The sequence below is a fragment of the Streptomyces sp. NPDC090127 genome, assembly GCF_044746945.1.
Classification (GTDB): domain Bacteria; phylum Actinomycetota; class Actinomycetes; order Streptomycetales; family Streptomycetaceae; genus Streptomyces.
In genome coordinates this window covers 1,202,734-1,225,893 of record NZ_JBIVDE010000001.1, presented here as the reverse complement: position 1 = coordinate 1,225,893, position 23,160 = coordinate 1,202,734, and the positions used below count along the sequence as shown (strand labels likewise).

General features: G+C 68.8%; 20 protein-coding genes and 3 tRNA genes. 18 read left to right on the top strand and 5 right to left on the bottom strand.

Annotation, left to right across the window (positions count from 1 at the left end):
- Window positions 1-91: 91 nt before the first annotated feature.
- Window positions 92-748, bottom strand: coding sequence for an SDR family oxidoreductase (locus ACIPPS_RS05510; protein WP_401427068.1), 657 nt, complete (start codon window positions 746-748; stop codon window positions 92-94).
- A gap of 2 nt (window positions 749-750) precedes the next feature.
- On the bottom strand, window positions 751-2,028 hold the full coding sequence (locus ACIPPS_RS05505) for an amidohydrolase family protein (RefSeq protein WP_401427066.1): 1,278 nt from the start codon (window positions 2,026-2,028) through the stop codon (window positions 751-753).
- A gap of 298 nt (window positions 2,029-2,326) precedes the next feature.
- Here ACIPPS_RS05505 and ACIPPS_RS05500 point away from each other — a divergent pair.
- From ACIPPS_RS05500 to ACIPPS_RS05475, 6 genes are all read left to right on the top strand, one after another.
- Window positions 2,327-2,399 (top strand) — tRNA-Thr (locus tag ACIPPS_RS05500).
- 43 nt (window positions 2,400-2,442) lie between these two features.
- Window positions 2,443-2,515, top strand: a tRNA-Met gene (locus ACIPPS_RS05495).
- A gap of 89 nt (window positions 2,516-2,604) precedes the next feature.
- Complete coding sequence (gene rpmG, locus ACIPPS_RS05490; RefSeq protein WP_003956487.1) at window positions 2,605-2,769, top strand: 50S ribosomal protein L33; 165 nt, start codon at window positions 2,605-2,607, stop codon at window positions 2,767-2,769.
- 82 nt (window positions 2,770-2,851) lie between these two features.
- The gene (locus tag ACIPPS_RS05485) at window positions 2,852-3,304 is read left to right on the top strand and encodes a MaoC family dehydratase N-terminal domain-containing protein (RefSeq protein ID WP_401427063.1); all 453 of its coding nucleotides are present in this window, start codon (window positions 2,852-2,854) and stop codon (window positions 3,302-3,304) included.
- Between the two features lie 3 nt (window positions 3,305-3,307).
- A complete protein-coding gene (locus ACIPPS_RS05480; RefSeq protein WP_401427061.1) occupies window positions 3,308-3,736 on the top strand; it encodes a MaoC family dehydratase in 429 nt (142 codons plus the stop codon).
- Between the two features lie 161 nt (window positions 3,737-3,897).
- Window positions 3,898-4,956: a UDP-N-acetylmuramate dehydrogenase gene (locus tag ACIPPS_RS05475; RefSeq protein ID WP_401427059.1), complete on the top strand. Its 1,059-nt coding sequence runs from the start codon at window positions 3,898-3,900 to the stop codon at window positions 4,954-4,956.
- Between the two features lie 110 nt (window positions 4,957-5,066).
- On the opposite strand, the gene ACIPPS_RS05470 is transcribed toward ACIPPS_RS05475, so the two are convergent.
- On the bottom strand, window positions 5,067-5,699 hold the full coding sequence (locus tag ACIPPS_RS05470) for an NAD(P)-dependent oxidoreductase (RefSeq protein WP_401427057.1): 633 nt from the start codon (window positions 5,697-5,699) through the stop codon (window positions 5,067-5,069).
- 101 nt (window positions 5,700-5,800) lie between these two features.
- Here ACIPPS_RS05470 and ACIPPS_RS05465 point away from each other — a divergent pair, with 101 nt between their 5' ends.
- Window positions 5,801-6,406, top strand: a complete 606-nt coding sequence (locus ACIPPS_RS05465) for a TetR/AcrR family transcriptional regulator (RefSeq protein ID WP_401427055.1) — start codon at window positions 5,801-5,803, stop codon at window positions 6,404-6,406.
- Between the two features lie 39 nt (window positions 6,407-6,445).
- A complete protein-coding gene (locus tag ACIPPS_RS05460; RefSeq protein WP_401427052.1) occupies window positions 6,446-7,165 on the top strand; it encodes a hypothetical protein in 720 nt (239 codons plus the stop codon).
- Here the strand turns inward: ACIPPS_RS05460 and ACIPPS_RS05455 are convergent.
- Entirely contained in the window at window positions 7,110-8,153 is a 1,044-nt protein-coding gene (locus ACIPPS_RS05455) for an adenosine deaminase (RefSeq protein WP_401427050.1), read from the bottom strand. The two genes, ACIPPS_RS05460 and ACIPPS_RS05455, sit on opposite strands and share 56 nt — an antisense overlap.
- Before the next feature lie 140 nt (window positions 8,154-8,293).
- Window positions 8,294-9,517 carry a pyridoxal phosphate-dependent aminotransferase gene (locus ACIPPS_RS05450; RefSeq protein WP_401427047.1) on the bottom strand — a complete coding sequence of 408 codons (1,224 nt, stop codon included), beginning with the start codon at window positions 9,515-9,517 and terminating at the stop codon, window positions 8,294-8,296.
- A 203-nt stretch (window positions 9,518-9,720) separates the two neighbouring features.
- On the opposite strand from ACIPPS_RS05450, the gene ACIPPS_RS05445 reads away from it, so the two are divergent.
- The 10 genes from ACIPPS_RS05445 (at window position 9,721) to ACIPPS_RS05400 (ending at window position 22,973) form a co-directional block, all read left to right on the top strand.
- Window positions 9,721-9,793, top strand: a tRNA-Trp gene (locus tag ACIPPS_RS05445).
- 103 nt (window positions 9,794-9,896) lie between these two features.
- Entirely contained in the window at window positions 9,897-10,184 is a 288-nt protein-coding gene (secE, locus tag ACIPPS_RS05440) for a preprotein translocase subunit SecE (protein ID WP_137993978.1), read from the top strand.
- 43 nt (window positions 10,185-10,227) lie between these two features.
- Window positions 10,228-11,160 (top strand): transcription termination/antitermination protein NusG, encoded by a 933-nt coding sequence (gene nusG, locus ACIPPS_RS05435; protein WP_401427044.1) that lies wholly within the window; start codon window positions 10,228-10,230, stop codon window positions 11,158-11,160.
- 177 nt (window positions 11,161-11,337) lie between these two features.
- A complete protein-coding gene (gene rplK, locus ACIPPS_RS05430; RefSeq protein ID WP_030318720.1) occupies window positions 11,338-11,772 on the top strand; it encodes a 50S ribosomal protein L11 in 435 nt (144 codons plus the stop codon).
- Between the two features lie 79 nt (window positions 11,773-11,851).
- Entirely contained in the window at window positions 11,852-12,580 is a 729-nt protein-coding gene (gene rplA, locus ACIPPS_RS05425) for a 50S ribosomal protein L1 (protein WP_401427042.1), read from the top strand.
- 143 nt (window positions 12,581-12,723) lie between these two features.
- On the top strand, window positions 12,724-13,650 hold the full coding sequence (locus ACIPPS_RS05420) for a hypothetical protein (RefSeq protein ID WP_401427040.1): 927 nt from the start codon (window positions 12,724-12,726) through the stop codon (window positions 13,648-13,650).
- Window positions 13,651-13,924: 274 nt separating this feature from the next.
- Entirely contained in the window at window positions 13,925-14,455 is a 531-nt protein-coding gene (gene rplJ, locus ACIPPS_RS05415; protein ID WP_401427038.1) for a 50S ribosomal protein L10, read from the top strand.
- A 111-nt stretch (window positions 14,456-14,566) separates the two neighbouring features.
- Entirely contained in the window at window positions 14,567-14,950 is a 384-nt protein-coding gene (rplL, locus tag ACIPPS_RS05410; RefSeq protein WP_329117219.1) for a 50S ribosomal protein L7/L12, read from the top strand.
- Window positions 14,951-15,483: 533 nt separating this feature from the next.
- Window positions 15,484-18,966 (top strand): DNA-directed RNA polymerase subunit beta, encoded by a 3,483-nt coding sequence (gene rpoB / locus ACIPPS_RS05405; protein ID WP_401427036.1) that lies wholly within the window; start codon window positions 15,484-15,486, stop codon window positions 18,964-18,966.
- 107 nt (window positions 18,967-19,073) lie between these two features.
- Window positions 19,074-22,973 (top strand): DNA-directed RNA polymerase subunit beta', encoded by a 3,900-nt coding sequence (locus tag ACIPPS_RS05400; protein WP_361967813.1) that lies wholly within the window; start codon window positions 19,074-19,076, stop codon window positions 22,971-22,973.
- Window positions 22,974-23,160: the final 187 nt, after the last annotated feature.

Below are 23,160 nucleotides of genomic sequence, written 5' to 3'. Positions count from 1 at the left end.
GCGATAGAGAAGGTCCCCGGTGTTCGCACCGGGGACCTTCTTCGTTGAGGGGGTGGGGCGGTTGCCCTTTCAGGCCCCCGCCCCCGTGGGGTCAGTTCCCCGCTACCGCCTTCACCGCGACCGTGATCGGGGTCGAGCCCGAGACGGCCTCCAGGGTCAGGCCCGCCGTCGCCGGGGTCTCCAGGAGTTCCGCCAGGAGCGCCGCCACGTCGTCGCGGGGGATCGGGCCGCGACCCGTCGAGGCCTCCAGGCGGATCAGGCCCGTGCCCGCGTCGTTCGTGAGCATGCCGGGGCGCAGGATCGTCCAGTCCAGGGCCGCACGCGCGCGTACGTCGTCGTCCGCCGCGCCCTTCGCCCGCAGGTAGGCGTCGAAGACCTCGTCGCCCTCGTGGGACGCGTCGGCGCCCATCGAGGAGATGACGAGGTAGCGGCGTACGCCCGCCCGTTCCGCCGCGTCCGCGAAGAGGACCGCCGCCCCGCGGTCCACCGTGTCCTTGCGGGCCACGTCGCTGCCCGGGCCCGCGCCCGCCGCGAAGACCGCCGCGTCCGCGCCCCGCAGGGCCTCGGCGACCGTCTCCACCGTCGCCGACTCCAGGTCCAGGACGATCGGTTCCGCGCCGGCCGCCCGCAGATCGTCGGCCTGGTCCGGGTTTCTGATGAGCCCCGCGGGCTCGTGCCCCGACGCCGAGAGCAGCCGCTCCAGACGCAGGGCGATCTGACCGTGTCCTCCAGCGATGACAATGCGCATACTCACGACCGTACGACGGGACCGGCCGGAGGGCTTCCCGGATCGGGACGTTCCGGCCGCGCCTGCCGCGGCAGATCGAGCGCCGCCGCCGAGTCGCAGTACTCCCGCACCGCGCTCGTCCGGGCCACCACCCGCCCCCGGTGCACCACGATCCGGCTGTACGCGAGGGACAGCACGCCCGCCAGCCGCTCCCCCCGCACCGCGAGCAGCTCGGCGGGGAACCCGGCCTCGACCCGTACCTCCGCGAGCCCCATCGCCCTACGCGCCGCCGCGCTCACCGCCCCGTACGCGTCCTCGACCGGCATCCCGCCGAGCGACGCCAGCAGGTACCCGGCCTCCAGCGGATCCCCCCGCCCCACCGGGTTGGAGACGTCCCGCAGCGCCCCGCTGCCGGCCGCGAGCCGCACCCCCGCCGAGCGCAGCAGCCGCACCGGCGCCGCGCCGCGCCGCTCCGTCGCCTCGCAGCCGCCCTGCGGCAGGCAGACCACCGTCACACCGGCCGCGGCCAGCTGGTCCGCGGCCCGGCCCGCCACGTCCGAGGGCAGCCGGGCGAGCCCCGCGCACGGCCCGATCGTCACGCCGGGCCGCAGCCCGCCCGCCATGGCCGCGAACCGGGCCAGCCGCGCCGGGTCGTCCGCGTCCGTGTGCAGGTCGACCGGGCAGCCCTGCTCGGCCGCCACCTCCAGGACCGCCTCCACGTACCCCGCCGGGTCCGGATCGAGGTCCGGGCAGCCGCCCACCACGCTCGCGCCCATCTTCACGGCGTCCCGCAGCATCGCGAGCCCGTCGGCGCCCGCCGTCCCGGTCAGCAGCCGGGGTACGGCGACCGTGGTCAGGTCCACCAGGCCGCGCAGCGAGCGCCGGGCCTGGAGGACGGCTTCGAGGGGGCCGAGGCCGTGGACGTCGCCGATCCGGACGTGTGCGCGCTGCGCGGTCGAACCGTGCCCGAGCTGGAGCAGCGCGGCCTCGGTGGCCCGCCGCTGCACCTCGTCGGGGGCGTACGAGACGGGGCCCGCGAAGTCCGCGCTGAGCGCGGTGTCGGCGTGGGCGTGCGGCTCGGCGGGGGCGGGGAGCAGCAGATAGCCGGCCAGGTCGACGCGGGCGCCGACGGCGGTGAGGCTGCCCGCCGTCCCGACCGCCTCGATCCGGCCGCCGACGAGCCGGACGTCGACCGTCCGACCGTCGGTGAGCCGGGCGTTGGCGAGCAGGAGCGAGGTGGAGTCGGCGGTGGCGGCGGACCGGTCGTCCGGCGGCTGGGGCTGCTTGCTGTCGGCTGACATCGGCCTCCTCAAGGCTCCTCGAGCTCACCGTCACGTTGAGGCTCAAGATCAAGATCACGCAGCGTGGGGCCGAGCCTAGGGGCGGTCCGGTCGCCCTTCGAGGAGGTGGGCAATAGTCGTACTGACGAGGCCACGTGTGGCGTACGAGACAGGCGTGGTGACGGGCGCGGGGAGGGCGCGGAGGGGGGTGTCGTGACGCACGCGCGCGTGCCCGTCCGAGGGCGCGCGTCCCCGGTTGCGCGGGCACGGAAACGGATTTGGGCGATCGGTGGAGGACCGTGTAATGTCTTCATCGCTCGCCCCAATAGCTCAGTCGGTAGAGCGTCTCCATGGTAAGGAGAAGGTCTACGGTTCGATTCCGTATTGGGGCTCTGGTGAGAAGGCCCCGCCTCCGGGCGGGAACCAGATCATCAAAGCGGTGTAGCTCAGTCGGTAGAGCAAGCGGCTCATAATCGCTGTGTCACCGGTTCAAGTCCGGTCACCGCTACAGACAGTAGCCGATTGTGGGGTCGGTCCTGCGATCGGCTACTCTTCTATGCGTTCATCCGTCCATCCGTCCGTCCAAGGAGCACTCACGTGGCTGCCACCGACGTCCGCCCGAAGATCACGCTGGCCTGCGTGGAGTGCAAGGAGCGGAACTACATCACCAAGAAGAACCGGCGTAACAACCCGGACCGTCTTGAGATGAAGAAGCACTGCCCTCGCTGCAACTCGCACACGGCGCACCGCGAGACGCGCTAATCAGGCTCGTACACGAGGCCGTCCCCGCCAGGGGGCGGCCTCGTGTCGTTTGTCGGCAACAAATCCAGGAGGTATCGAGTCCATGGCGCTCGACCAGTCCTTCGTGGGCCGGACCTATCCGCCCACCGCGCCCTACGAGGTCGGGCGGGAAAAGATCCGCGAGTTCGCCGAGGCGATCGGTGACGCGAATCCCGCCTACGTCGATCAGGAGGCGGCGAAGGCCCTCGGTCACCCCGATGTGATCGCCCCGCCCACCTTCGTGTTCGCGATCACGTTCCAGGCGGCCGGTCAGGTCGTCGAGGACCCGCAGCTGGGCCTGGACTACAGCCGCGTCGTCCACGGCGACCAGAAGTTCGTCTACACCCGCCCCGTCCGGGCCGGCGATCGACTCTCCGTGACCACGACCATCGAGGCGATCAAGTCGTTGGCGGGCAACGACATCCTCGACATCCGCGGTGAGGTGCACGACGAGACCGGCGAGCAGGTCGTCACCGCCTGGACCAAGCTCGTGTCCCGCGCGCCCGAGGAGGCCTGAGTCATGACCGCGAAGATCGCCTACGACGAGGTCGAGGTCGGCACCGAGCTGCCGGCGGGCTCCTTCCCGGTGACGCGCGCCACGCTGGTGCGGTACGCCGGTGCCTCCGGGGACTTCAACCCGATCCACTGGAACGAGAAGTTCGCCCTCGAGGTCGGCCTGCCGGACGTCATCGCCCACGGCATGTTCACCATGGCCGAGGCCGTCCGCGTCGTCACCGACTGGGTCGGCGACCCGGCCGCCGTCGTCGAGTACGGCGTGCGCTTCACGCGGCCCGTGATCGTGCCGAACGACGACGAGGGGGCCCTGATCGAGGTCAGCGCCAAGGTCGCGGCGAAGCTGGACGACGGTCTGGTCCGGGTGGACCTCACCGCGACGTCGGCGGGCCAGAAGGTCCTGGGCATGTCCCGGGCCGTGGTCAGGCTCGCGTAGCCGCGGGAGACGTGGCGAGGAGAAGGGGCGGTCGCTCGTCGAGCGGCCGCCCCTTCTCCTGTCCGCGTCCCCGCGTGACGGCACGGTGCCACGGAAGGCCTCGCCGGGAGCGGCGGGGCCTTCCCCCTGTCTTCCGTGTCCAGGGCCGTACCCTTGGGCCCGTGCAGGAACTCCACGACGCCCCCCTCGCCCCCCTGACCACCTTCCGGCTCGGCGGCCCCGCCACGCGGCTCGTCACCGCCGTCACCGACGACGAGGTGATCGCCGCCGTCCGCGCCGCCGACCTCGCGGGCACCCCGCTGCTGGTCATCGGCGGCGGCTCGAACCTGGTCATCGGCGACAAGGGCTTCGACGGAACCGCCCTGCGCATCGCCACCGCCGGCTTCGCCCTCGACGGCACGAAGCTGGAGCTGGCCGCGGGCGAGGTCTGGACGGACGCCGTCGCGCGCACCGTCGAGGCCGGGCTCGCCGGGGTCGAGTGCCTGGCCGGGATCCCCGGCTCCGCCGGCGCCACCCCGATCCAGAACGTCGGCGCGTACGGGCAGGACGTCTCGTCCACGATCACCGAGGTCGTCGCGTACGACCGCAGGGCCGACGAGACCGTCACGCTCACCAACGCCGAGTGCGCCTTCACGTACCGCCACAGCCGCTTCAAGGCCGACCCGGACCGCTACGTCGTGCTGCGCGTCCGCTTCGAGCTGGAGGACGCCGACGGGCTGTCCGCGCCGATCAAGTACGCCGAGACCGCCCGCGTCCTCGGCGTCGAGGCCGGCGACCGCGTCCCGCTCGCGCGGGCCCGGGAGACCGTCCTGTCCCTGCGCGCCGGGAAGGGCATGGTCCTGGACCCGGCCGACCACGACACCTGGTCCGCCGGTTCCTTCTTCACCAACCCGATCCTGACGGCGGGGGAGTACGAGACCTTCCTCGCCCGCGTCGCCGGGCGGCTCGGCTCGGACGTGACCCCGCCCGTCTACCCGGCGGGCGAGGGCGGCCAGGTCAAGACCTCGGCCGCCTGGCTCATCGACAAGGCGGGCTTCACCAAGGGGTACGGCACCGGCCCCGCCCGTATCTCCACCAAGCACACGCTCGCGCTCACCAACCGGGGCGAGGCCAGCACCGAGGACCTCCTCGCGCTCGCCCGCGAGGTCGTCGCCGGGGTGCGGGACGCCTTCGGTGTCACGCTCGTCAACGAGCCGGTGACGGTCGGCGTCAGCCTCTGACCTCTCCCCGGTGACGGTCGGCGTCAGCCTCTGACCTCGGCTCTGGCCCTTCCCGCTGCCCGGGGAACCGCCGGCGTCAGCTCTGGCCGCTCCCCTCCCCCGGGTCCCGCTCAGTACGCCACCCCCACGCCCCGCCCGACCGTCGCCGGGTCGTCGATCATCGCCAGCATGGCGTGGGCGACGTCCGCGCGGGCGAGGGAGCGGCCCCGGGGCGGAGTGCCGCCGACGACCGAGCGGTATCGGCCGGTGACCGGCTTGTTCGTCAGCTTGGGCGGGCGTACGGAGGTCCACCGCGTGGCGCTCGCCGCCACCTCGGCCTCCATCGCTCGCAGGTCGTCGTAGATGTCCTTCAGGACCGCGTTGATGATCGCGAGCACGGCCTTGTCGACGACGGTATGGCCCTCCGGGACCGGGCCCAGCGGGGCGGCGCTGACCACCAGCAGGCGCCGCACGCCCTCGGCGTCCATCGCGGCGAGCACCGCGCGGGTGAGCCTCGCGGCGACCCCGGCGTCCGCGCGCGTGCGGGCGCCGATGCCCGAGAGCACCGCGTCCCTGCCGGCGACCGCGCCGCGCAGCGCGCCCGGGTCGGTGAGGTCGGCGCGGACGACCTCCAGGCGCTCGCCCGTGACGGTGAGCCGGGCCGGGTCCCGGACGACGGCGGTCACGTCGTGGCCGGTGTCGAGCGCCTGCCGGACGATCTCCCGGCCGACTCCGCCGGTGGCTCCGAAGACGGTGAGCTTCATGACACACCTCGCTGATCGTGGTGCGGATGGGTGGGTAAGCGTTCACTCACCCTTAGGGTGGGTGAGTACTCACTCACCCGTCAAGTGCGGTTGGAGCCTGCATGGACCAGAAGCCGACCCGCGTCCGGATCATCGACGCGGCCCACAGCCTCATGCGCAGCGCAGGCCTCGCCCGCACCACCACGAAGGAGATCGCCAAGGAGGCGGGCTGCTCCGAGGCGGCGCTCTACAAGTACTTCCCGAGCAAGGAAGACCTGTTCGTCACCGTCCTCAACGAACGGCTGCCCCAGCTCGGCGGACTCCTCGGCACCCTCGCCGCCGACCCCGGCGGCCGGAGCGTCGAGGAGAACCTCACCGAGATCGCCCGCCAGGCCGCGCTCTTCTACGAGCACACCTTCCCGATCGCCGCCTCGCTCTACGCCGAGCCACGCCTCAAGCGCCGCCACGAGGAGGTCATGCGCGAACTCGGCGTCGGCCCCCACCGCCCGATCGAGGGCCTCGCCGCCTACCTCCGCACCGAGCAGCAGCACGGCCGCATCGGCCCCGCCGCCGACCCGTCGGCCGCCGCCTCCCTGCTCCTGGGCGCCTGCGTGCAGCGCGCCTTCGCCTGGGAGATGACCGGTGACGGCCGGCCCCCGCAGGACGTCGACACCTTCGCGCGCTCCCTCGCCCGCACCCTGATGACCGGGATCGCCGCCCGGGAATGAGGTTGCCGCGCCCCGCCCCACCCGGCCACGCTGTCGGCCATGCGTCTACGCGTACGTGAGTTCAGGCCCCGCACCGGCCCGCTGGAACACCGCGTCGTCCAGCCCTGGGACGCGCTGCGGCACACCACGCTCAACGATCCGCTCGGCGACCGCTGGGGCTACCTCCTCGGCGACCACGACGGACTGTCCCGGCTCGCGGCCCTCTTCTCCTTCGCCGCCTTCTCCCGGCACACGATCGTCCACGTCCCGCTGCGCCACAGCATTCCGCGCGACTTCGCCCCCGGAGTGCCGGTCGACCTCGTGCTCGCCCACCCGGCCGCCGGTCTGCGCCCCGCCGCCTGGCCGCGGCTGCGGACCCGGCTCCGGGACGGCACCCCGCTGACCGTCCGTACGAACGAACAGCGCACCGCCGCCCACGCGGCCACCTGGCACACGGAGAGGGCGCGGTGGCACCGGCGCGCGACCGAATGGCTCCGGCCGGACACCCACGCCCACACGCTCTTCCTCTTCGGTGGCCGGGACGTCTTCGCCGCCGCTGCCACCGCCCTGGAGACGGCGGCCGGCTTCGGCCCCCTGGAGGAACGCGCCCGGAAGGGCCACGACACGCTCGTCGCGTCGTTCACCCCCTTCCTGGAGCCCGACCACCGGTGGGACAGGCCCGAGATCGACATCGGTTTCCAGGCCCGCCCGCCCCTGCACCACTTCACACCGCCGGGGCGCCCAGCCAGTCGTCGACGCCCGAGAGGAGCTTCTGCCTGACGTCCTCCGGCGCCGCCGAGGCGCGGACCGACTGGCGCGCCAGCTCGGCCAGCTCCGCGTCCGTGAAGGCGTGATGGCGCCGGGCGATCTCGTACTGGTCGGCCAGCCGCGCACCGAAGAGCAGCGGGTCGTCCGCGCCCAGGGCCATCGGCACACCGGCCTCGAAGAGCGTCCGCAGCGGGACGTCCTCGTGCTTCTCGTAGACCCCCAGCGCCACGTTGGAAGCCGGGCAGACCTCACAGGTCACGCCCCTGTCGGCGAGCTTGCGCAGGACCCGCGGGTCCTCGGCCGCCCGGACCCCGTGGCCGATCCGCGCCGCCCGCAGGTCGTCCAGACAGTCCCGTACGGACGCGGGGCCCGTCAGCTCGCCGCCGTGCGGGGCCGCGAGCAGACCGCCCTCACGCGCGATCGCGAACGCCCGGTCGAAGTCGCGGGCCATGCCCCGGCGTTCGTCGTTGGAGAGCCCGAACCCCACCACCCCCCGGTCCGCGTACCGCACGGCGAGCCGGGCGAGCGTACGGGCCTCCAGCGGGTGCTTCATCCGGTTCGCCGCCACCAGGACCCGCATCCCGAGCCCGGTCTCCCGCGCCGCCGCGTCGACCGCGTCCAGGATGATCTCCATGGCCGGGATCAGACCGCCCAGCAGCGGGGCGTACGAGGTGGGGTCGACCTGGATCTCCAGCCACCCCGAGCCGTCCCGCACGTCCTCCTGGGCCGCCTCGCGCACCAGCCGTTGGATGTCCTCGGGCTCGCGCAGGCAGGACCGGGCGATGTCGTACAGCCGCTGGAAGCGGAACCAGCCGCGCTCGTCGGTGGCCCGCAGCTTCGGCGGGGTCCCGCTGCTCAGCGCCTCCGGGAGATGGACGCCGTACTTGTCGGCCAGCTCGATGAGCGTCGTGGACCGCATCGACCCCGTGAAGTGCAGATGCAGATGGGCCTTGGGCAGCAGGCCGATGTCGCGGGGAACGTGCTCGGAAAGGTGCTCCATTGAAGGATCTTGCCGCACCCGAACGGACGAACACAGCCCCTTTCCCCGATCGGGATCTGGTTAGAACGTAAGAACGGGCCCCCGGTTCCGAAGAACCGGGGGCCCGCGGGCCTCGACGTCGAGGCAAGTGCTCCGCCGCGTCAGCGGGCCTCGGACAGCAGCTTCTGGATCCGGGACACGCCCTCCACCAGGTCCTCGTCACCGAGGGCGTACGAGAGCCGCAGGTAGCCGGGGGTGCCGAAGGCCTCGCCCGGGACGACCGCGACCTCGGCCTCGTCCAGGATCAGCGCGGCCAGCTCGACCGAGGTCTGCGGGCGCTTGCCACGGATCTCCTTGCCGAGCAGCGCCTTCACCGAGGGGTACACGTAGAACGCGCCCTCCGGGGTCGGGCACAGGACGCCCTCGATCTCGTTGAGCATCCGCACGATGGTCTGGCGGCGCCGGTCGAAGGCACGGCCCATCTCCTCGACGGCCTCCAGGTCCCCGGTGACGGCGGCGAGGGCGGCGGCCTGCGCGACGTTGCTCACGTTCGACGTGGCGTGCGACTGCAGGTTCGTCGCCGCCTTCACGACGTCCTTCGGGCCGATGATCCACCCCACGCGCCAGCCGGTCATCGCGTACGTCTTCGCGACACCGTTGACCACGATGCACTTGTCCCGCAGCTCCGGCATGACCGACGGCAGGGAGACGGCGGAGGCCCCGCCGTACACCAGGTGCTCGTAGATCTCGTCCGTCAGCACCCACAGACCGTGCTCGACGGCCCAGCGGCCGATCGCCTCGGTCTCGGCCTCCGTGTACACGGCGCCGGTCGGGTTCGACGGGGAGACGAAGAGGACGACCTTGGTCCGCTCCGTGCGGGCCGCCTCCAGCTGCTCCACCGAGACGCGGTAGCCGGTGGTCTCGTCGGCGACCACGTCCACCGGGACACCGCCCGCGAGGCGGATCGACTCGGGGTACGTCGTCCAGTACGGGGCCGGGACGATGACCTCGTCGCCCGGGTCGAGGATCGCGGCGAACGCCTCGTAGATCGCCTGCTTGCCGCCGTTGGTCACCAGGACCTGGGAGGTGTCGACCTCGTAGCCGGAGTCGCGCAGCGTCTTCGCGGCGATCGCGGCCTTCAGCTCGGGCAGACCGCCGGCCGGCGTGTAGCGGTGGTACTTCGGGTTCTTGCACGCCTCTACGGCGGCTTCGACGATGTAGTCCGGGGTCGGGAAGTCGGGCTCACCCGCGCCGAAACCGATCACCGGGCGCCCGGCGGCCTTGAGGGCCTTGGCCTTGGCGTCGACGGCGAGGGTCGCGGACTCGGAGATCGCACCGATGCGGGCGGAGACCCGGCGCTCGGTCGGAGGGGTAGCAGCGCTCATACGGCCCATGCTCCCAGACCCGCTTCTCGCCCGGCACACAGGTTTCAGGGAGCGGACAGGAACGGTCATTCCTGGTCGTAGCCGGGTCGACCGGAGCTCCGCGCCGCTTTCTGTTCGACGCGGGGCCCATGAACACGTACACTCACTGCTCGTTGGCCCGCACCGACCACATCTCACGATGCGGTAGGTTGGGGAAGCCACAAAGGGTCGTAGCTCAATTGGTAGAGCACCGGTCTCCAAAACCGGCGGTTGGGGGTTCAAGTCCCTCCGGCCCTGCTACACACACCGCCAGGATGTGTGCGCATGTACGTACTTCTATGCACCGCCGTGCGGATCCACCCGGCACGGCACTGCCATGACCCGGGATCAGGTGAGAAGCGTGACGGACGCCGTGGGCTCCATCGACATGCCTGATGCCGAGGACGAGGCGCCGGACTCGAAGAAGAAGGCCCGTAAGGGCGGCAAGCGCGGCAAGAAGGGCCCCCTCGGCCGTCTCGCGCTCTTCTACCGCCAGATCGTCGCGGAGCTTCGTAAGGTCGTCTGGCCCACTCGCAGCCAGCTGACGACGTACACCACGGTAGTGATTGTCTTCGTTGTCATCATGATCGGCCTTGTGACCGTGATTGACTATGGCTTCCAGGAAGCAGTCAAGTACGTCTTCGGCTGACTTCTTGTTCCACCCCATCTGTATCCAGGAAGAAGCAGCCACCGTGTCTGACCCGAACCTGAACGAGTCTGTTTCCGAGGACGAGCTCGACATCCTCGAGGCGGCCGACGAGGACCAGGCTGAGGCTGCTGACGCCGCTGCGGGCGAGGCTGCCGAAGAGGCCGCCCTCACCATCGAGGACGAGGTCCAGGAGTCCGAGGACTCCGACGAGGACGTCGAGGACGACGCCGTCGAGGACACCGAGGACGAGTCCGGCGACGCGGACGAGGCTGACGACTCCGACGAGGCTGACGACTCCGACGAGGACACCGACGTCGAGGCCGAGGTCGAAGAGGTCGAGGAGGAGCCCGCCGCTCCCGTCGACCCGATCCAGGCGCTGCGTGACGAACTCCGCGGCCTGCCCGGCGAGTGGTACGTGATCCACACCTACGCGGGCTACGAGAAGCGCGTGAAGGCCAACCTCGAGCAGCGTGCCGTCTCGCTGAACGTCGAGGAGTTCATCTACCAGGCCGAGGTGCCCGAGGAAGAGATCGTCCAGATCAAGAACGGCGAGCGCAAGAACGTCCGGCAGAACAAGCTGCCCGGCTACGTGCTCGTCCGCATGGATCTGACGAACGAGTCCTGGGGCGTCGTCCGGAACACCCCCGGCGTCACCGGCTTCGTGGGCAACGCCTACGACCCGTACCCGCTGACCCTGGACGAGATCGTCAAGATGCTCGCCCCCGAGGCCGAGGAGAAGGCCGCCCGCGAGGCCGCCGAGGCCGAGGGCAAGCCGGCTCCCGCCCGCAAGGTCACCGTCGAGGTCCTGGACTTCGAGGTCGGCGACTCGGTCACCGTCACCGACGGCCCCTTCGCCACCCTCCAGGCCACGATCAACGAGATCAACGCCGACTCGAAGAAGGTCAAGGGTCTCGTCGAGATCTTCGGTCGCGAGACCCCGGTCGAGCTCAGCTTCGACCAGATCCAGAAGAACTGACCCTCCCGGACCCCCACAGGTCACAGGTTTCCGACCCAGGTCAGAGTGGCTCTCGCAGCCGCTCTGACCTGCTCGGTTTTTAGCCGCACGTCTCTACCCGTTATCGTTGTGCGGTATGCCTCCATCCGGATGACCGGATGGCGGGCTGAACACTCTCACTAGGACCCGGAGAGAGCAATGCCTCCCAAGAAGAAGAAGGTCACGGGGCTTATCAAGCTCCAGATCAACGCCGGCGCGGCCAACCCGGCCCCGCCGGTCGGCCCCGCGCTGGGCCAGCACGGCGTCAACATCATGGAGTTCTGCAAGGCCTACAACGCCGCGACCGAGTCGCAGCGTGGCATGGTCGTGCCGGTGGAGATCACGGTCTACGAGGACCGTTCCTTCACCTTCATCACCAAGACTCCGCCGGCCGCCAAGCTGATCCTCAAGGCCGCGGGTGTGGACAAGGGCTCCGGCGAGCCGCACAAGACCAAGGTCGCCAAGCTGACGGCCGCCCAGGTCCGCGAGATCGCCACGGTCAAGCTCCCCGACCTGAACGCCAACGACCTTGACGCCGCGTCGAAGATCATCGCCGGCACCGCCCGTTCCATGGGCATCACGGTCGAGGGCTGATCACCCCCCTCGTGACCTCCAGTGGTAGGGCCGGCGCGGCCCGCACCACGACTCCATACCTGAACCAACAGGAGCAGAAGTGAAGCGCAGCAAGGCTCTCCGCAGCGCGGACGCCAAGATCGACCGGGAGCGTACCTACGCCCCCCTCGAGGCCGTCCGTCTCGCCAAGGACACCGCCGCCACCAAGTTCGACGGCACCGTCGAGGTCGCCTTCCGCCTGGGTGTCGACCCGCGCAAGGCCGACCAGATGGTCCGTGGCACCGTGAACCTCCCGCACGGCACCGGTAAGACCGCCCGGGTCCTGGTCTTCGCGACCGGTGACCGTGCCGAGGCCGCAGTTGCCGCTGGCGCCGACATCGTCGGTTCCGACGAGCTCATCGACGAGATCTCCAAGGGCCAGCGCCTGAACGAGTTCGACGCCGTCGTCGCCACCCCGGACCTCATGGGCAAGGTCGGCCGCCTCGGCCGCGTCCTCGGCCCGCGTGGTCTCATGCCGAACCCGAAGACCGGCACCGTCACCCCCGATGTCGCGAAGGCTGTCAACGACATCAAGGGCGGCAAGATCGAGTTCCGCGTCGACAAGCACTCGAACCTGCACTTCATCATCGGCAAGGTCTCCTTCGACGAGACGAAGCTGGTCGAGAACTACGCCGCGGCTCTGGAGGAGATCCTCCGTCTGAAGCCGTCCGCCGCCAAGGGCCGCTACATCAAGAAGGCGACCCTGGCGACGACGATGGGCCCCGGCATCCCGCTGGACTCCAACCGCACCCGGAACCTCCTCGTCGAGGAGGACCCGGCCGCGGTCTGAGCCACACCGGCTCACTGAGTGGTCGAACCGGCCCCCAGCCCCTCTCCGGAGGGCTGGGGGCCGGTTTTCTCGTTACGGCGCCGTCGGTGCGGTGGGTTACGGTCTTCTTGACCGATGAACTGAAGATCAAGGGGTGGGGACTCATGAGCAGGACGTCCTGGAAGCGCGCCGGCGTCTCGCTGGTGGCCGTGGCCTTCGTGGCCGGTGTCACGGGCTGTGAAGGAGACGGCGGCGGGGGCGGCGGCAAGAGGTCCGCCGGGGAGACGCTCCAGACGCGCGACGCCGTCACGAAGGTCATCCAGGCCGCGTACGAGAAGACCTCCGCGGCCAAGTCCGCCAAGATCAGGATGACCATGACGATGCCGGCCGGCCTGGAGGGCGGCGGCACCATGGAGATGACCGGCGTCCAGGGCTGGGACCCGGCGGTGATGGACATCACCATGAAGGGCTCCATGTTCGCGGCGGCGGACCCCGAGGGCCCCGAGCAGATGCGCATGATCATGCTCGACGGCGCGATGTACATGGACCTCGGCACCAAGTCGGCCGCCGAGATGGACGGCAAGCGCTGGATGAAGCTGGACCTGGCCGCCGCCGCGGAGGCGGCCGGGGACAAGAACCTCCAGAAGTCGATGACCGGCGGCCTGGAGAACGTGAACCAGGACCCGGCCAAGCAGATCGCCCTGCTGCTGGACTCGCCGAACCTCAAGCACGTGGGTCCGGAGAAGGTCGACGGCGTGCAGGCGCAGCACTACAAGGGCTCGCTGACCCTGGAGCAGATGGTCGCCACGAACAAGTCCCTCGACGTGCTCTCCGAGCAGGAGCGCAAGGACCTGATCGCCAACGTCAAGAAGTCCGGCATCACGGGGTACGACACCGAGGTCTGGGTGAACGGCGACGGCTACCCGGTGAAGATGGACGTCGGCATGAAGATGCCCCAGGGCACGGTCACGATGACCGCCCACTACTCCGACTACGGAGCGAAGGCGGCCGTCCAGGCCCCGCCGGCCAAGGACACCGTGGACCTCTTCGAGATGCTGAAGGGGCTCGGCGAGGGCGCCGGCCAGGCCTGAGTCTGCTGAGCCGTACGGGCGGATTTGCTCCCCGCCGCCACCGTCGCGTACTCTTCCACAGAAGCCAAAGACCGCTGGTCGTTGCCGTGTCTTGTAAGGGATGCGGTGGCCGAAGGTTCGCTGAGATGCGAACGGCCCGCGTAGGTGATCGTGGAAGAGTTCCCGGGTCGTTTCGATTCGGTCGAGCTGAGCCCCGTGCGCCTGCGCCGGGGCGTTTTCTTTTGATCAGCCCCTTCTGAGCGGTCCTCATCACCCGGAAGGAGGCCGACGCTCTATGGCAAGGCCCGACAAGGCTGCCGCGGTAGCCGAGCTCAAGGACAAGTTCCAGAGCTCGAGCGCCGTCGTGCTGACCGAGTACCGGGGTCTCACCGTGGCACAGCTCAAGACGCTGCGCCGTTCGCTCGGTGAGAACGCCCAGTACGCCGTGGTGAAGAACACGCTGACCAAGATTGCGGCCAACGAGGCCGGGATCACCTCGCTCGACGACCAGTTCACCGGTCCGACGGGCGCTGCCTTCATCACCGGTGACCCGGTGGAGTCGGCCAAGGGTCTTCGTGACTTCGCCAAGGACAACCCGAATCTCATCATCAAGGGCGGTGTCCTTGACGGTAAGGCGCTGACCGCCGATGAGATCAAGAAGCTTGCGGACCTCGAGTCCCGCGAGGTTCTGCTCAGCAAGCTGGCCGGCGCGTTCAAGGGCAAGCAGTCCCAGGCTGCCTCGCTCTTCCAGGCGCTGCCGTCGAAGTTCGTCCGCACTGCGGAAGCGCTTCGCGTCAAGCTCGCCGAGCAGGGCGGTGCCGAGTAACTCGGCTCGCGCAATGATCGCCGCCCACCAGGGCGACGGTCGCAGCGGGCCGAACGTACGCCCGCCTACATGTACATCCGGCACCTGCCGAATTAGTGGAAGGACGCCATCATGGCGAAGCTGTCCCAGGACGACCTGCTCGCGCAGTTCGAAGAGATGACCCTCATCGAGCTCTCCGAGTTCGTGAAGGCCTTCGAGGAGAAGTTCGACGTCACCGCCGCCGCGGCCGTCGCCGTCGCCGGCCCCGCCGCTGCGGGCGCCCCGGCCGAGGCCGAGGCCGAGCAGGACGAGTTCGACGTCATCCTCGAGGGTGCCGGCGAGAAGAAGATCCAGGTCATCAAGGTCGTGCGTGAGCTCACCTCCCTGGGCCTCAAGGAGGCCAAGGACCTCGTCGACGGCACCCCGAAGCCGGTCCTCGAGAAGGTCGCCAAGGAGGCCGCGGAGAAGGCTGCCGAGTCCCTCAAGGCTGCCGGCGCCTCCGTCACGGTCAAGTAAGGCCTCGCGAGTCCTCTGACTCGCTCAGGCGCCTCGCCGAGGGCGATCACCCATCCGGGTGGTCGCCCTTCGGCGTACCCCGGGACGGGCGTGGCGACGGGTGTGAGAGCCGTCCCTGTCGGAGTATGGTGATCTTCGCCGTGCGCCCCCGCTGGCCGGGGGGCCTTGACGAACCGCACGCAGCGCGCAATTCTCAGGACGCGTCGTCACAACGATCCGTATCCGAGGCATGGATCGACGGCGGAACGGGCAGTATCGAGGTGCGCCGCACGGCGCGAGGTACCGCGGAGTTGAGAACAACGAGGGTTGCGAATTACTCGCCCTGGACATCAGTGGGCCAAGTGGCTACACTGACCCTTTGCGCTGCCTGTTAGCTGCCCCCTGCCCGTCACCTGGGGCATACCCTCGCGAGAGCATTGTCGGCAGACCTGACCTGACCTGGACTTTTGGCCCTATCAGGAATTGTCTGTCCCTCTGCGTCGCTGGGGACCGGTACGCGCGTAGTGAGTCCGAGCCCTCGGAAGGACCCCCTCTTGGCCGCCTCGCGCAACGCCTCGACCAATACGAACAACGGCGCCAGCACCGCCCCGCTGCGCATCTCCTTTGCAAAGATCAAGGAGCCCCTCGAGGTTCCGAACCTCCTCGCGCTGCAGACCGAGAGCTTTGACTGGCTGCTCGGGAACGCCGCCTGGAAGGCTCGCGTCGAGGCAGCTCTCGAGTCGGGACAGGACGTCCCCAGGAAGTCGGGTCTGGAAGAGATCTTCGAGGAGATCTCGCCGATCGAGGACTTCTCCGGGTCGATGTCGCTGACCTTCCGCGACCACCGTTTCGAGCCCCCGAAGAACTCGATCGACGAGTGCAAGGACCGTGACTTCACGTACGGCGCCCCGCTCTTCGTCACCGCCGAGTTCACCAACAACGAGACCGGCGAGATCAAGTCCCAGACGGTCTTCATGGGCGATTTCCCGCTCATGACCAACAAGGGCACCTTCGTCATCAACGGCACCGAGCGTGTCGTGGTCTCGCAGCTGGTCCGTTCGCCGGGCGTCTACTTCGACTCCTCGATCGACAAGACGTCCGACAAGGACATCTTCTCGGCCAAGATCATCCCGTCCCGGGGTGCCTGGCTGGAGATGGAGATCGACAAGCGCGACATGGTCGGTGTCCGCATCGACCGCAAGCGCAAGCAGTCCGTCACCGTCCTCCTGAAGGCGCTCGGCTGGACCACCGAGCAGATCCTGCAGGAGTTCGGCGAGTACGAGTCCATGCGCGCCACCCTGGAGAAGGACCACACCCAGGGCCAGGACGACGCGCTGCTCGACATCTACCGCAAGCTCCGTCCGGGCGAGCCGCCGACCCGTGAGGCCGCTCAGACGCTGCTCGAGAACCTCTACTTCAACCCCAAGCGCTACGACCTCGCCAAGGTCGGGCGCTACAAGGTGAACAAGAAGCTCGGCGCGGACGAGCCGCTGGACGCCGGTGTCCTGACCACCGACGACATCATCGCCACGATCAAGTACCTGGTGAAGCTCCACGCGGGCGAGCAGGAGACGATCGGCGAGTCGGGCCGGGAGATCGTCGTCGAGACCGACGACATCGACCACTTCGGCAACCGTCGTCTGCGTAACGTCGGCGAGCTCATCCAGAACCAGGTCCGCACGGGTCTGGCCCGTATGGAGCGCGTCGTGCGTGAGCGCATGACGACCCAGGACGTCGAGGCGATCACGCCGCAGACCCTGATCAACATCCGGCCGGTCGTCGCCTCCATCAAGGAGTTCTTCGGCACCAGCCAGCTGTCGCAGTTCATGGACCAGAACAACCCGCTGTCGGGTCTGACGCACAAGCGTCGTCTCTCGGCGCTGGGTCCCGGTGGTCTGTCCCGTGAGCGGGCCGGCTTCGAGGTCCGAGACGTGCACCCGTCCCACTACGGACGCATGTGCCCGATCGAGACCCCCGAAGGCCCGAACATCGGTCTGATCGGTTCGCTCGCCTCGTACGGCCGCGTCAACGCGTTCGGCTTCATCGAGACGCCGTACCGCAAGGTCACCGACGGCCAGGTCACCGACGAGGTCGACTACATCACGGCCGACGAGGAGGACCGCTTCGTCATCGCCCAGGCGAACGCGACCCTGAACGACGAGCTCCGCTTCACCGAGCCGCGCGTTCTGGTCCGCCGTCGTGGTGGCGAGGTCGACTACGTCCCGCCGACCGAGGTCGACTACATGGACGTCTCGCCGCGCCAGATGGTGTCGGTCGCGACGGCCATGATCCCCTTCCTCGAGCACGACGACGCCAACCGTGCCCTCATGGGCGCGAACATGATGCGTCAGGCGGTGCCGCTGATCAAGTCCGAGGCCCCGCTCGTCGGCACCGGCATGGAGTACCGCTGCGCCACCGACGCCGGTGACGTGCCGAAGGCCGACAAGGACGGTGTCGTCCAGGAGGTCTCGGCCGACTACATCACCGTCGCCAACGACGACGGCACGTACACCACGTACCGGATGGCCAAGTTCTCCCGCTCGAACCAGGGCACCTCGGTCAACCAGAAGGTCGTCGTCTCCGAGGGCGACCGGGTCATCGAGGGCCAGGTCCTCGCCGACGGTCCGGCCACCGAGAACGGTGAGATGGCGCTCGGCAAGAACCTGCTCGTGGCTTTCATGCCGTGGGAGGGTCACAACTACGAGGACGCGATCATCCTGTCGCAGCGCCTCGTGCAGGACGACGTCCTCTCCTCGATCCACATCGAGGAGCACGAGGTCGACGCCCGTGACACCAAGCTCGGCCCGGAGGAGATCACCCGGGACATCCCGAACGTCTCCGAGGAGGTCCTCGCCGACCTCGACGAGCGCGGCATCATCCGTATCGGTGCCGAGGTCGTCGCCGGCGACATCCTCGTCGGCAAGGTCACGCCCAAGGGTGAGACCGAGCTGACCCCGGAGGAGCGTCTGCTCCGCGCGATCTTCGGTGAGAAGGCGCGTGAGGTCCGTGACACCTCGCTGAAGGTGCCGCACGGCGAGACCGGCAAGGTCATCGGCGTCCGCGTCTTCGACCGCGAGGAGGGCGACGAGCTTCCCCCGGGCGTGAACCAGCTGGTCCGCGTCTACGTCGCCCAGAAGCGCAAGATCACCGATGGTGACAAGCTCGCCGGCCGTCACGGCAACAAGGGTGTCATCTCCAAGATCCTTCCGATCGAGGACATGCCCTTCCTCGAGGACGGCACCCCGGTCGACATCATCCTCAACCCGCTGGGTGTCCCGTCCCGAATGAACCCGGGACAGGTCCTGGAGATCCACCTCGGCTGGCTCGCCAGCCGCGGCTGGGACGTCTCCGGCCTCGCGGACGACTGGGCGCAGCGCCTGCAGGCCATCGGTGCCGACCAGGTCGCCCCGGGCACCAACGTCGCCACCCCCGTCTTCGACGGTGCGCGTGAGGACGAGCTCGCGGGTCTGCTCCAGCACACCATCCCGAACCGCGACGGCGAGCGCATGGTGCTCCCCTCCGGCAAGGCGCGTCTGTTCGACGGCCGCTCCGGCGAGCCGTTCCCGGACCCGATCTCGGTCGGGTACATGTACATCCTCAAGCTCCACCACCTGGTCGACGACAAGCTGCACGCCCGGTCGACCGGTCCGTACTCGATGATCACCCAGCAGCCGCTGGGTGGTAAGGCCCAGTTCGGTGGCCAGCGCTTCGGTGAGATGGAGGTGTGGGCGCTGGAGGCGTACGGCGCCGCTTACGCCCTCCAGGAGCTGCTGACGATCAAGTCCGACGACGTGACCGGCCGCGTGAAGGTCTACGAGGCCATCGTCAAGGGCGAGAACATCCCTGAGCCCGGCATCCCCGAGTCCTTCAAGGTGCTCATCAAGGAGATGCAGTCCCTGTGCCTCAACGTGGAGGTGCTGTCCTCGGACGGCATGTCCATCGAGATGCGCGACACCGACGAGGACGTCTTCCGCGCAGCGGAGGAGCTCGGTATCGACCTGTCCCGGCGCGAGCCGAGCAGCGTCGAAGAGGTCTGACGGGAGTCCGGTACGGGGACTCGGTGCGTTCCACTGAGTCCCCGGCCGGCCCCAGGACCCCCGTTTCAGACCCCAAGACTTACAACCCTGAGAGGGATTGACGCATAGTGCTCGACGTCAACTTCTTCGATGAGCTCCGGATCGGTCTGGCCACCGCTGACGACATCCGTCAGTGGAGCCACGGCGAGGTCAAGAAGCCTGAGACCATCAACTACCGCACGCTCAAGCCCGAGAAGGACGGACTCTTCTGCGAGAAGATCTTCGGTCCGACCCGGGACTGGGAGTGCTACTGCGGCAAGTACAAGCGTGTCCGCTTCAAGGGCATCATCTGTGAGCGGTGTGGCGTCGAGGTCACCCGCGCCAAGGTGCGTCGTGAGCGGATGGGCCACATCGAGCTCGCCGCTCCCGTCACCCACATCTGGTACTTCAAGGGCGTCCCGTCGCGCCTCGGATACCTGCTCGACCTCGCGCCGAAGGACCTCGAGAAGGTCATCTACTTCGCCGCGTACATGATCACGTTCGTCGACGACGAGCGCCGCACGCGTGACCTGCCGTCGCTGGAGGCCCACGTCTCCGTCGAGCGCCAGCAGATCGAGAACCGTCGCGACTCCGACCTGGAGGCCCGCGCCAAGAAGCTCGAGACCGACCTGGCCGAGCTCGAGGCCGAGGGCGCCAAGGCCGACGTGCGCCGCAAGGTGCGCGAAGGTGCCGAGCGTGAGATGAAGCAGCTGCGCGACCGTGCGCAGCGCGAGATCGACCGTCTCGACGAGGTCTGGAACCGCTTCAAGAACCTCAAGGTCCAGGACCTGGAGGGCGACGAGCTCCTCTACCGCGAGCTGCGTGACCGCTTCGGCACGTACTTCGACGGTTCGATGGGTGCCGCGGCGCTGCAGAAGCGTCTGGAGTCCTTCGACCTCGACGAGGAGGCCGAGCGCCTCCGCGAGATCATCCGTACCGGCAAGGGCCAGAAGAAGACCCGTGCGCTCAAGCGCCTCAAGGTCGTCTCCGCGTTCCTGCAGACCGCGAACAGCCCCAAGGGCATGGTTCTCGACTGCGTGCCGGTGATCCCGCCGGACCTGCGTCCGATGGTGCAGCTGGACGGTGGCCGCTTCGCGACCTCCGACCTGAACGACCTGTACCGCCGTGTGATCAACCGCAACAACCGTCTGAAGCGTCTGCTCGACCTCGGTGCCCCCGAGATCATCGTGAACAACGAGAAGCGGATGCTCCAGGAGGCGGTCGACGCCCTCTTCGACAACGGCCGTCGTGGTCGCCCGGTCACGGGCCCCGGCAACCGTCCGCTGAAGTCCCTCAGCGACATGCTGAAGGGCAAGCAGGGTCGATTCCGTCAGAACCTGCTCGGCAAGCGTGTGGACTACTCCGCGCGTTCCGTCATCGTCGTCGGCCCGCAGCTCAAGCTGCACCAGTGCGGTCTGCCGAAGGCCATGGCGCTGGAGCTCTTCAAGCCGTTCGTGATGAAGCGCCTGGTCGACCTGAACCACGCGCAGAACATCAAGTCCGCCAAGCGGATGGTCGAGCGCGGCCGCACGGTCGTGTACGACGTCCTCGAAGAGGTCATCGCCGAGCACCCGGTTCTGCTGAACCGTGCGCCCACGCTGCACCGCCTCGGCATCCAGGCCTTCGAGCCGCAGCTGGTCGAGGGCAAGGCCATCCAGATCCACCCGCTCGTCTGCACCGCGTTCAACGCGGACTTCGACGGTGACCAGATGGCCGTCCACCTGCCGCTCTCCGCGGAGGCGCAGGCCGAGGCCCGCATCCTGATGCTGTCCTCGAACAACATCCTGAAGCCGGCCGACGGCCGTCCGGTCACGATGCCGACCCAGGACATGGTCCTCGGTCTGTTCTTCCTGACCACCGACGGTGAGCTGCGCGACACCAAGGGCGAGGGCCGCGCGTTCGGCTCCACCGCGGAGGCCACCATGGCCTTCGACGCCGGCGAGCTCGCGCTGCAGTCCTCGGTCGACATCCGCTTCCCGATCGGCACCGTTCCCCCGCGCGGCTGGGTTCCCCCGGTCGCCGAGGAGGGCGAGCCGGAGTGGCAGCAGGGTGACTCGTTCCGTCTGCGTACGTCGCTGGGCCGCGCGCTCTTCAACGAGCTGCTGCCCGAGGACTACCCCTTCGTCGACTACTCGGTCGGCAAGAAGCAGCTCTCCGAGATCGTCAACGACCTCGCCGAGCGCTACCCCAAGGTCATCGTGGCGGCGACGCTCGACAACCTGAAGGCGGCGGGCTTCTACTGGGCGACCCGTTCCGGCGTCACCGTGGCCATCTCCGACGTCGTCGTGCCCGAGGCCAAGAAGGCCATCGTCAAGGGCTACGAGGAGCAGGACGAGAAGGTCCAGAAGCAGTACGAGCGCGGTCTCATCACCAAGGAAGAGCGCACTCAGGAGCTCATCGCGATCTGGACCAAGGCGACCAACGAGGTTGCCGAGGCGATGAACGCGAACTTCCCGAAGACGAACCCCATCTTCATGATGGTTGACTCGGGTGCCCGAGGAAACATGATGCAGATGCGTCAGATCGCCGGTATGCGTGGTCTGGTGTCGAACGCCAAGAACGAGACGATTCCCCGTCCCATCAAGGCGTCCTTCCGTGAGGGTCTCACCGTCCTCGAGTACTTCATCTCGACGCACGGTGCCCGTAAGGGTCTGGCCGACACCGCCCTGCGTACCGCCGACTCGGGTTACCTGACCCGTCGTCTGGTGGACGTCTCGCAGGACGTGATCATCCGCGAGGAGGACTGCGGCACCGAGCGCGGTCTGAAGCTGAAGATCGCCGAGAAGGGTGCCGACGGCATCCTGCGGAAGACGGACGACGTCGAGACCTCCGTGTACGCGCGGATGCTCGCCGAGGACGTCGTCGTGGACGGCAAGGTCATCGCGCCGGCCAACGTCGACCTGGGTGATGTGCTCATCGACGCCCTCGTGGGCGCCGGTGTCGAGGAGGTCAAGACCCGTTCGGTCCTGACCTGTGAGTCCGCGGTGGGCACCTGTGCCTTCTGCTACGGCCGTTCGCTGGCCACCGGCAAGCTGGTCGACATCGGTGAGGCCGTCGGCATCATCGCGGCCCAGTCCATCGGTGAGCCCGGTACCCAGCTGACGATGCGTACCTTCCACACCGGTGGTGTGGCCGGTGACGACATCACCCAGGGTCTGCCCCGTGTCGTCGAGCTCTTCGAGGCCCGTCAGCCCAAGGGTGTCGCCCCGATCTCGGAGGCGGCCGGCCGCGTCCGTATCGAGGAGACCGAGAAGACCAAGAAGATCGTCGTCACCCCGGACGACGGCAGCGACGAGACGGCGTTCCCGATCTCGAAGCGTGCCCGTCTGCTCGTGGGCGAGGGCGACCACGTCGAGGTGGGCCAGAAGCTCACCGTGGGTGCCACCAACCCGCACGACGTGCTGCGGATCCTCGGTCAGCGCGCGGTCCAGGTCCACCTGGTCGGCGAAGTCCAGAAGGTCTACAACTCGCAGGGCGTGTCGATCCACGACAAGCACATCGAGATCATCATCCGGCAGATGCTGCGCCGCGTGACGATCATCGAGTCCGGCGACGCGGAGCTGCTGCCGGGCGAGCTCGTCGAGCGCTCGAAGTTCGAGACCGAGAACCGTCGTGTGGTCACCGAGGGCGGTCACCCCGCCTCCGGCCGTCCGCAGCTGATGGGTATCACCAAGGCCTCGCTGGCGACGGAGTCCTGGCTGTCGGCCGCCTCCTTCCAGGAGACGACCCGAGTCCTGACGGATGCGGCGATCAACGCCAAGTCCGACAGCCTCATCGGCCTCAAGGAGAACGTCATCATCGGTAAGCTCATCCCGGCCGGTACGGGTCTGTCCCGCTACCGCAACATCCGGGTCGAGCCGACCGAGGAGGCCAAGGCCGCGATGTACTCGGCCGTCGGCTACGACGACATCGACTACTCGCCGTTCGGCACCGGCTCCGGCCAGGCCGTTCCGCTGGAGGACTACGACTACGGTCCGTACAACCAGTAAGCGAGTCGCTTGACGTACCGCAGGGCGGTCACCCTCTTCGTGGGGGTGGCCGCCCTGCGGCGTTGTGCGTGCTTGCTCGCCAGGTGAGTTGAGGGACTCGTTCCGGCCGAGAGCCCGCCCGGCCGCCGGGAGAGGGTGAGAGGCGGCCACCCTGTTTCGTACGGGGTGGCCGCCGTTCGGTGTTGTC

Bases quoted from the DNA above. Each gene is read 5' to 3' on its own strand.
- ACIPPS_RS05510 (WP_401427068.1), bottom strand. From the start codon at position 748: ATGCGCATTGTCATCGCTGGAGGACACGGTCAGATCGCCCTGCGTCTG.
- ACIPPS_RS05505 (WP_401427066.1), bottom strand. From the start codon at position 2,028: ATGTCAGCCGACAGCAAGCAGCCCCAGCCGCCGGACGACCGGTCCGCC.
- ACIPPS_RS05485 (WP_401427063.1), top strand. From the start codon at position 2,852: ATGGCGCTCGACCAGTCCTTCGTGGGCCGGACCTATCCGCCCACCGCG.
- ACIPPS_RS05480 (WP_401427061.1), top strand. From the start codon at position 3,308: ATGACCGCGAAGATCGCCTACGACGAGGTCGAGGTCGGCACCGAGCTG.
- ACIPPS_RS05470 (WP_401427057.1), bottom strand. From the start codon at position 5,699: ATGAAGCTCACCGTCTTCGGAGCCACCGGCGGAGTCGGCCGGGAGATC.
- ACIPPS_RS05465 (WP_401427055.1), top strand. From the start codon at position 5,801: ATGGACCAGAAGCCGACCCGCGTCCGGATCATCGACGCGGCCCACAGC.
- ACIPPS_RS05460 (WP_401427052.1), top strand. From the start codon at position 6,446: ATGCGTCTACGCGTACGTGAGTTCAGGCCCCGCACCGGCCCGCTGGAA.
- ACIPPS_RS05455 (WP_401427050.1), bottom strand. From the start codon at position 8,153: ATGGAGCACCTTTCCGAGCACGTTCCCCGCGACATCGGCCTGCTGCCC.
- ACIPPS_RS05450 (WP_401427047.1), bottom strand. From the start codon at position 9,517: ATGAGCGCTGCTACCCCTCCGACCGAGCGCCGGGTCTCCGCCCGCATC.
- rplK (WP_030318720.1), top strand. From the start codon at position 11,338: ATGCCTCCCAAGAAGAAGAAGGTCACGGGGCTTATCAAGCTCCAGATC.
- ACIPPS_RS05420 (WP_401427040.1), top strand. From the start codon at position 12,724: ATGAGCAGGACGTCCTGGAAGCGCGCCGGCGTCTCGCTGGTGGCCGTG.
- rplJ (WP_401427038.1), top strand. From the start codon at position 13,925: ATGGCAAGGCCCGACAAGGCTGCCGCGGTAGCCGAGCTCAAGGACAAG.
- rplL (WP_329117219.1), top strand. From the start codon at position 14,567: ATGGCGAAGCTGTCCCAGGACGACCTGCTCGCGCAGTTCGAAGAGATG.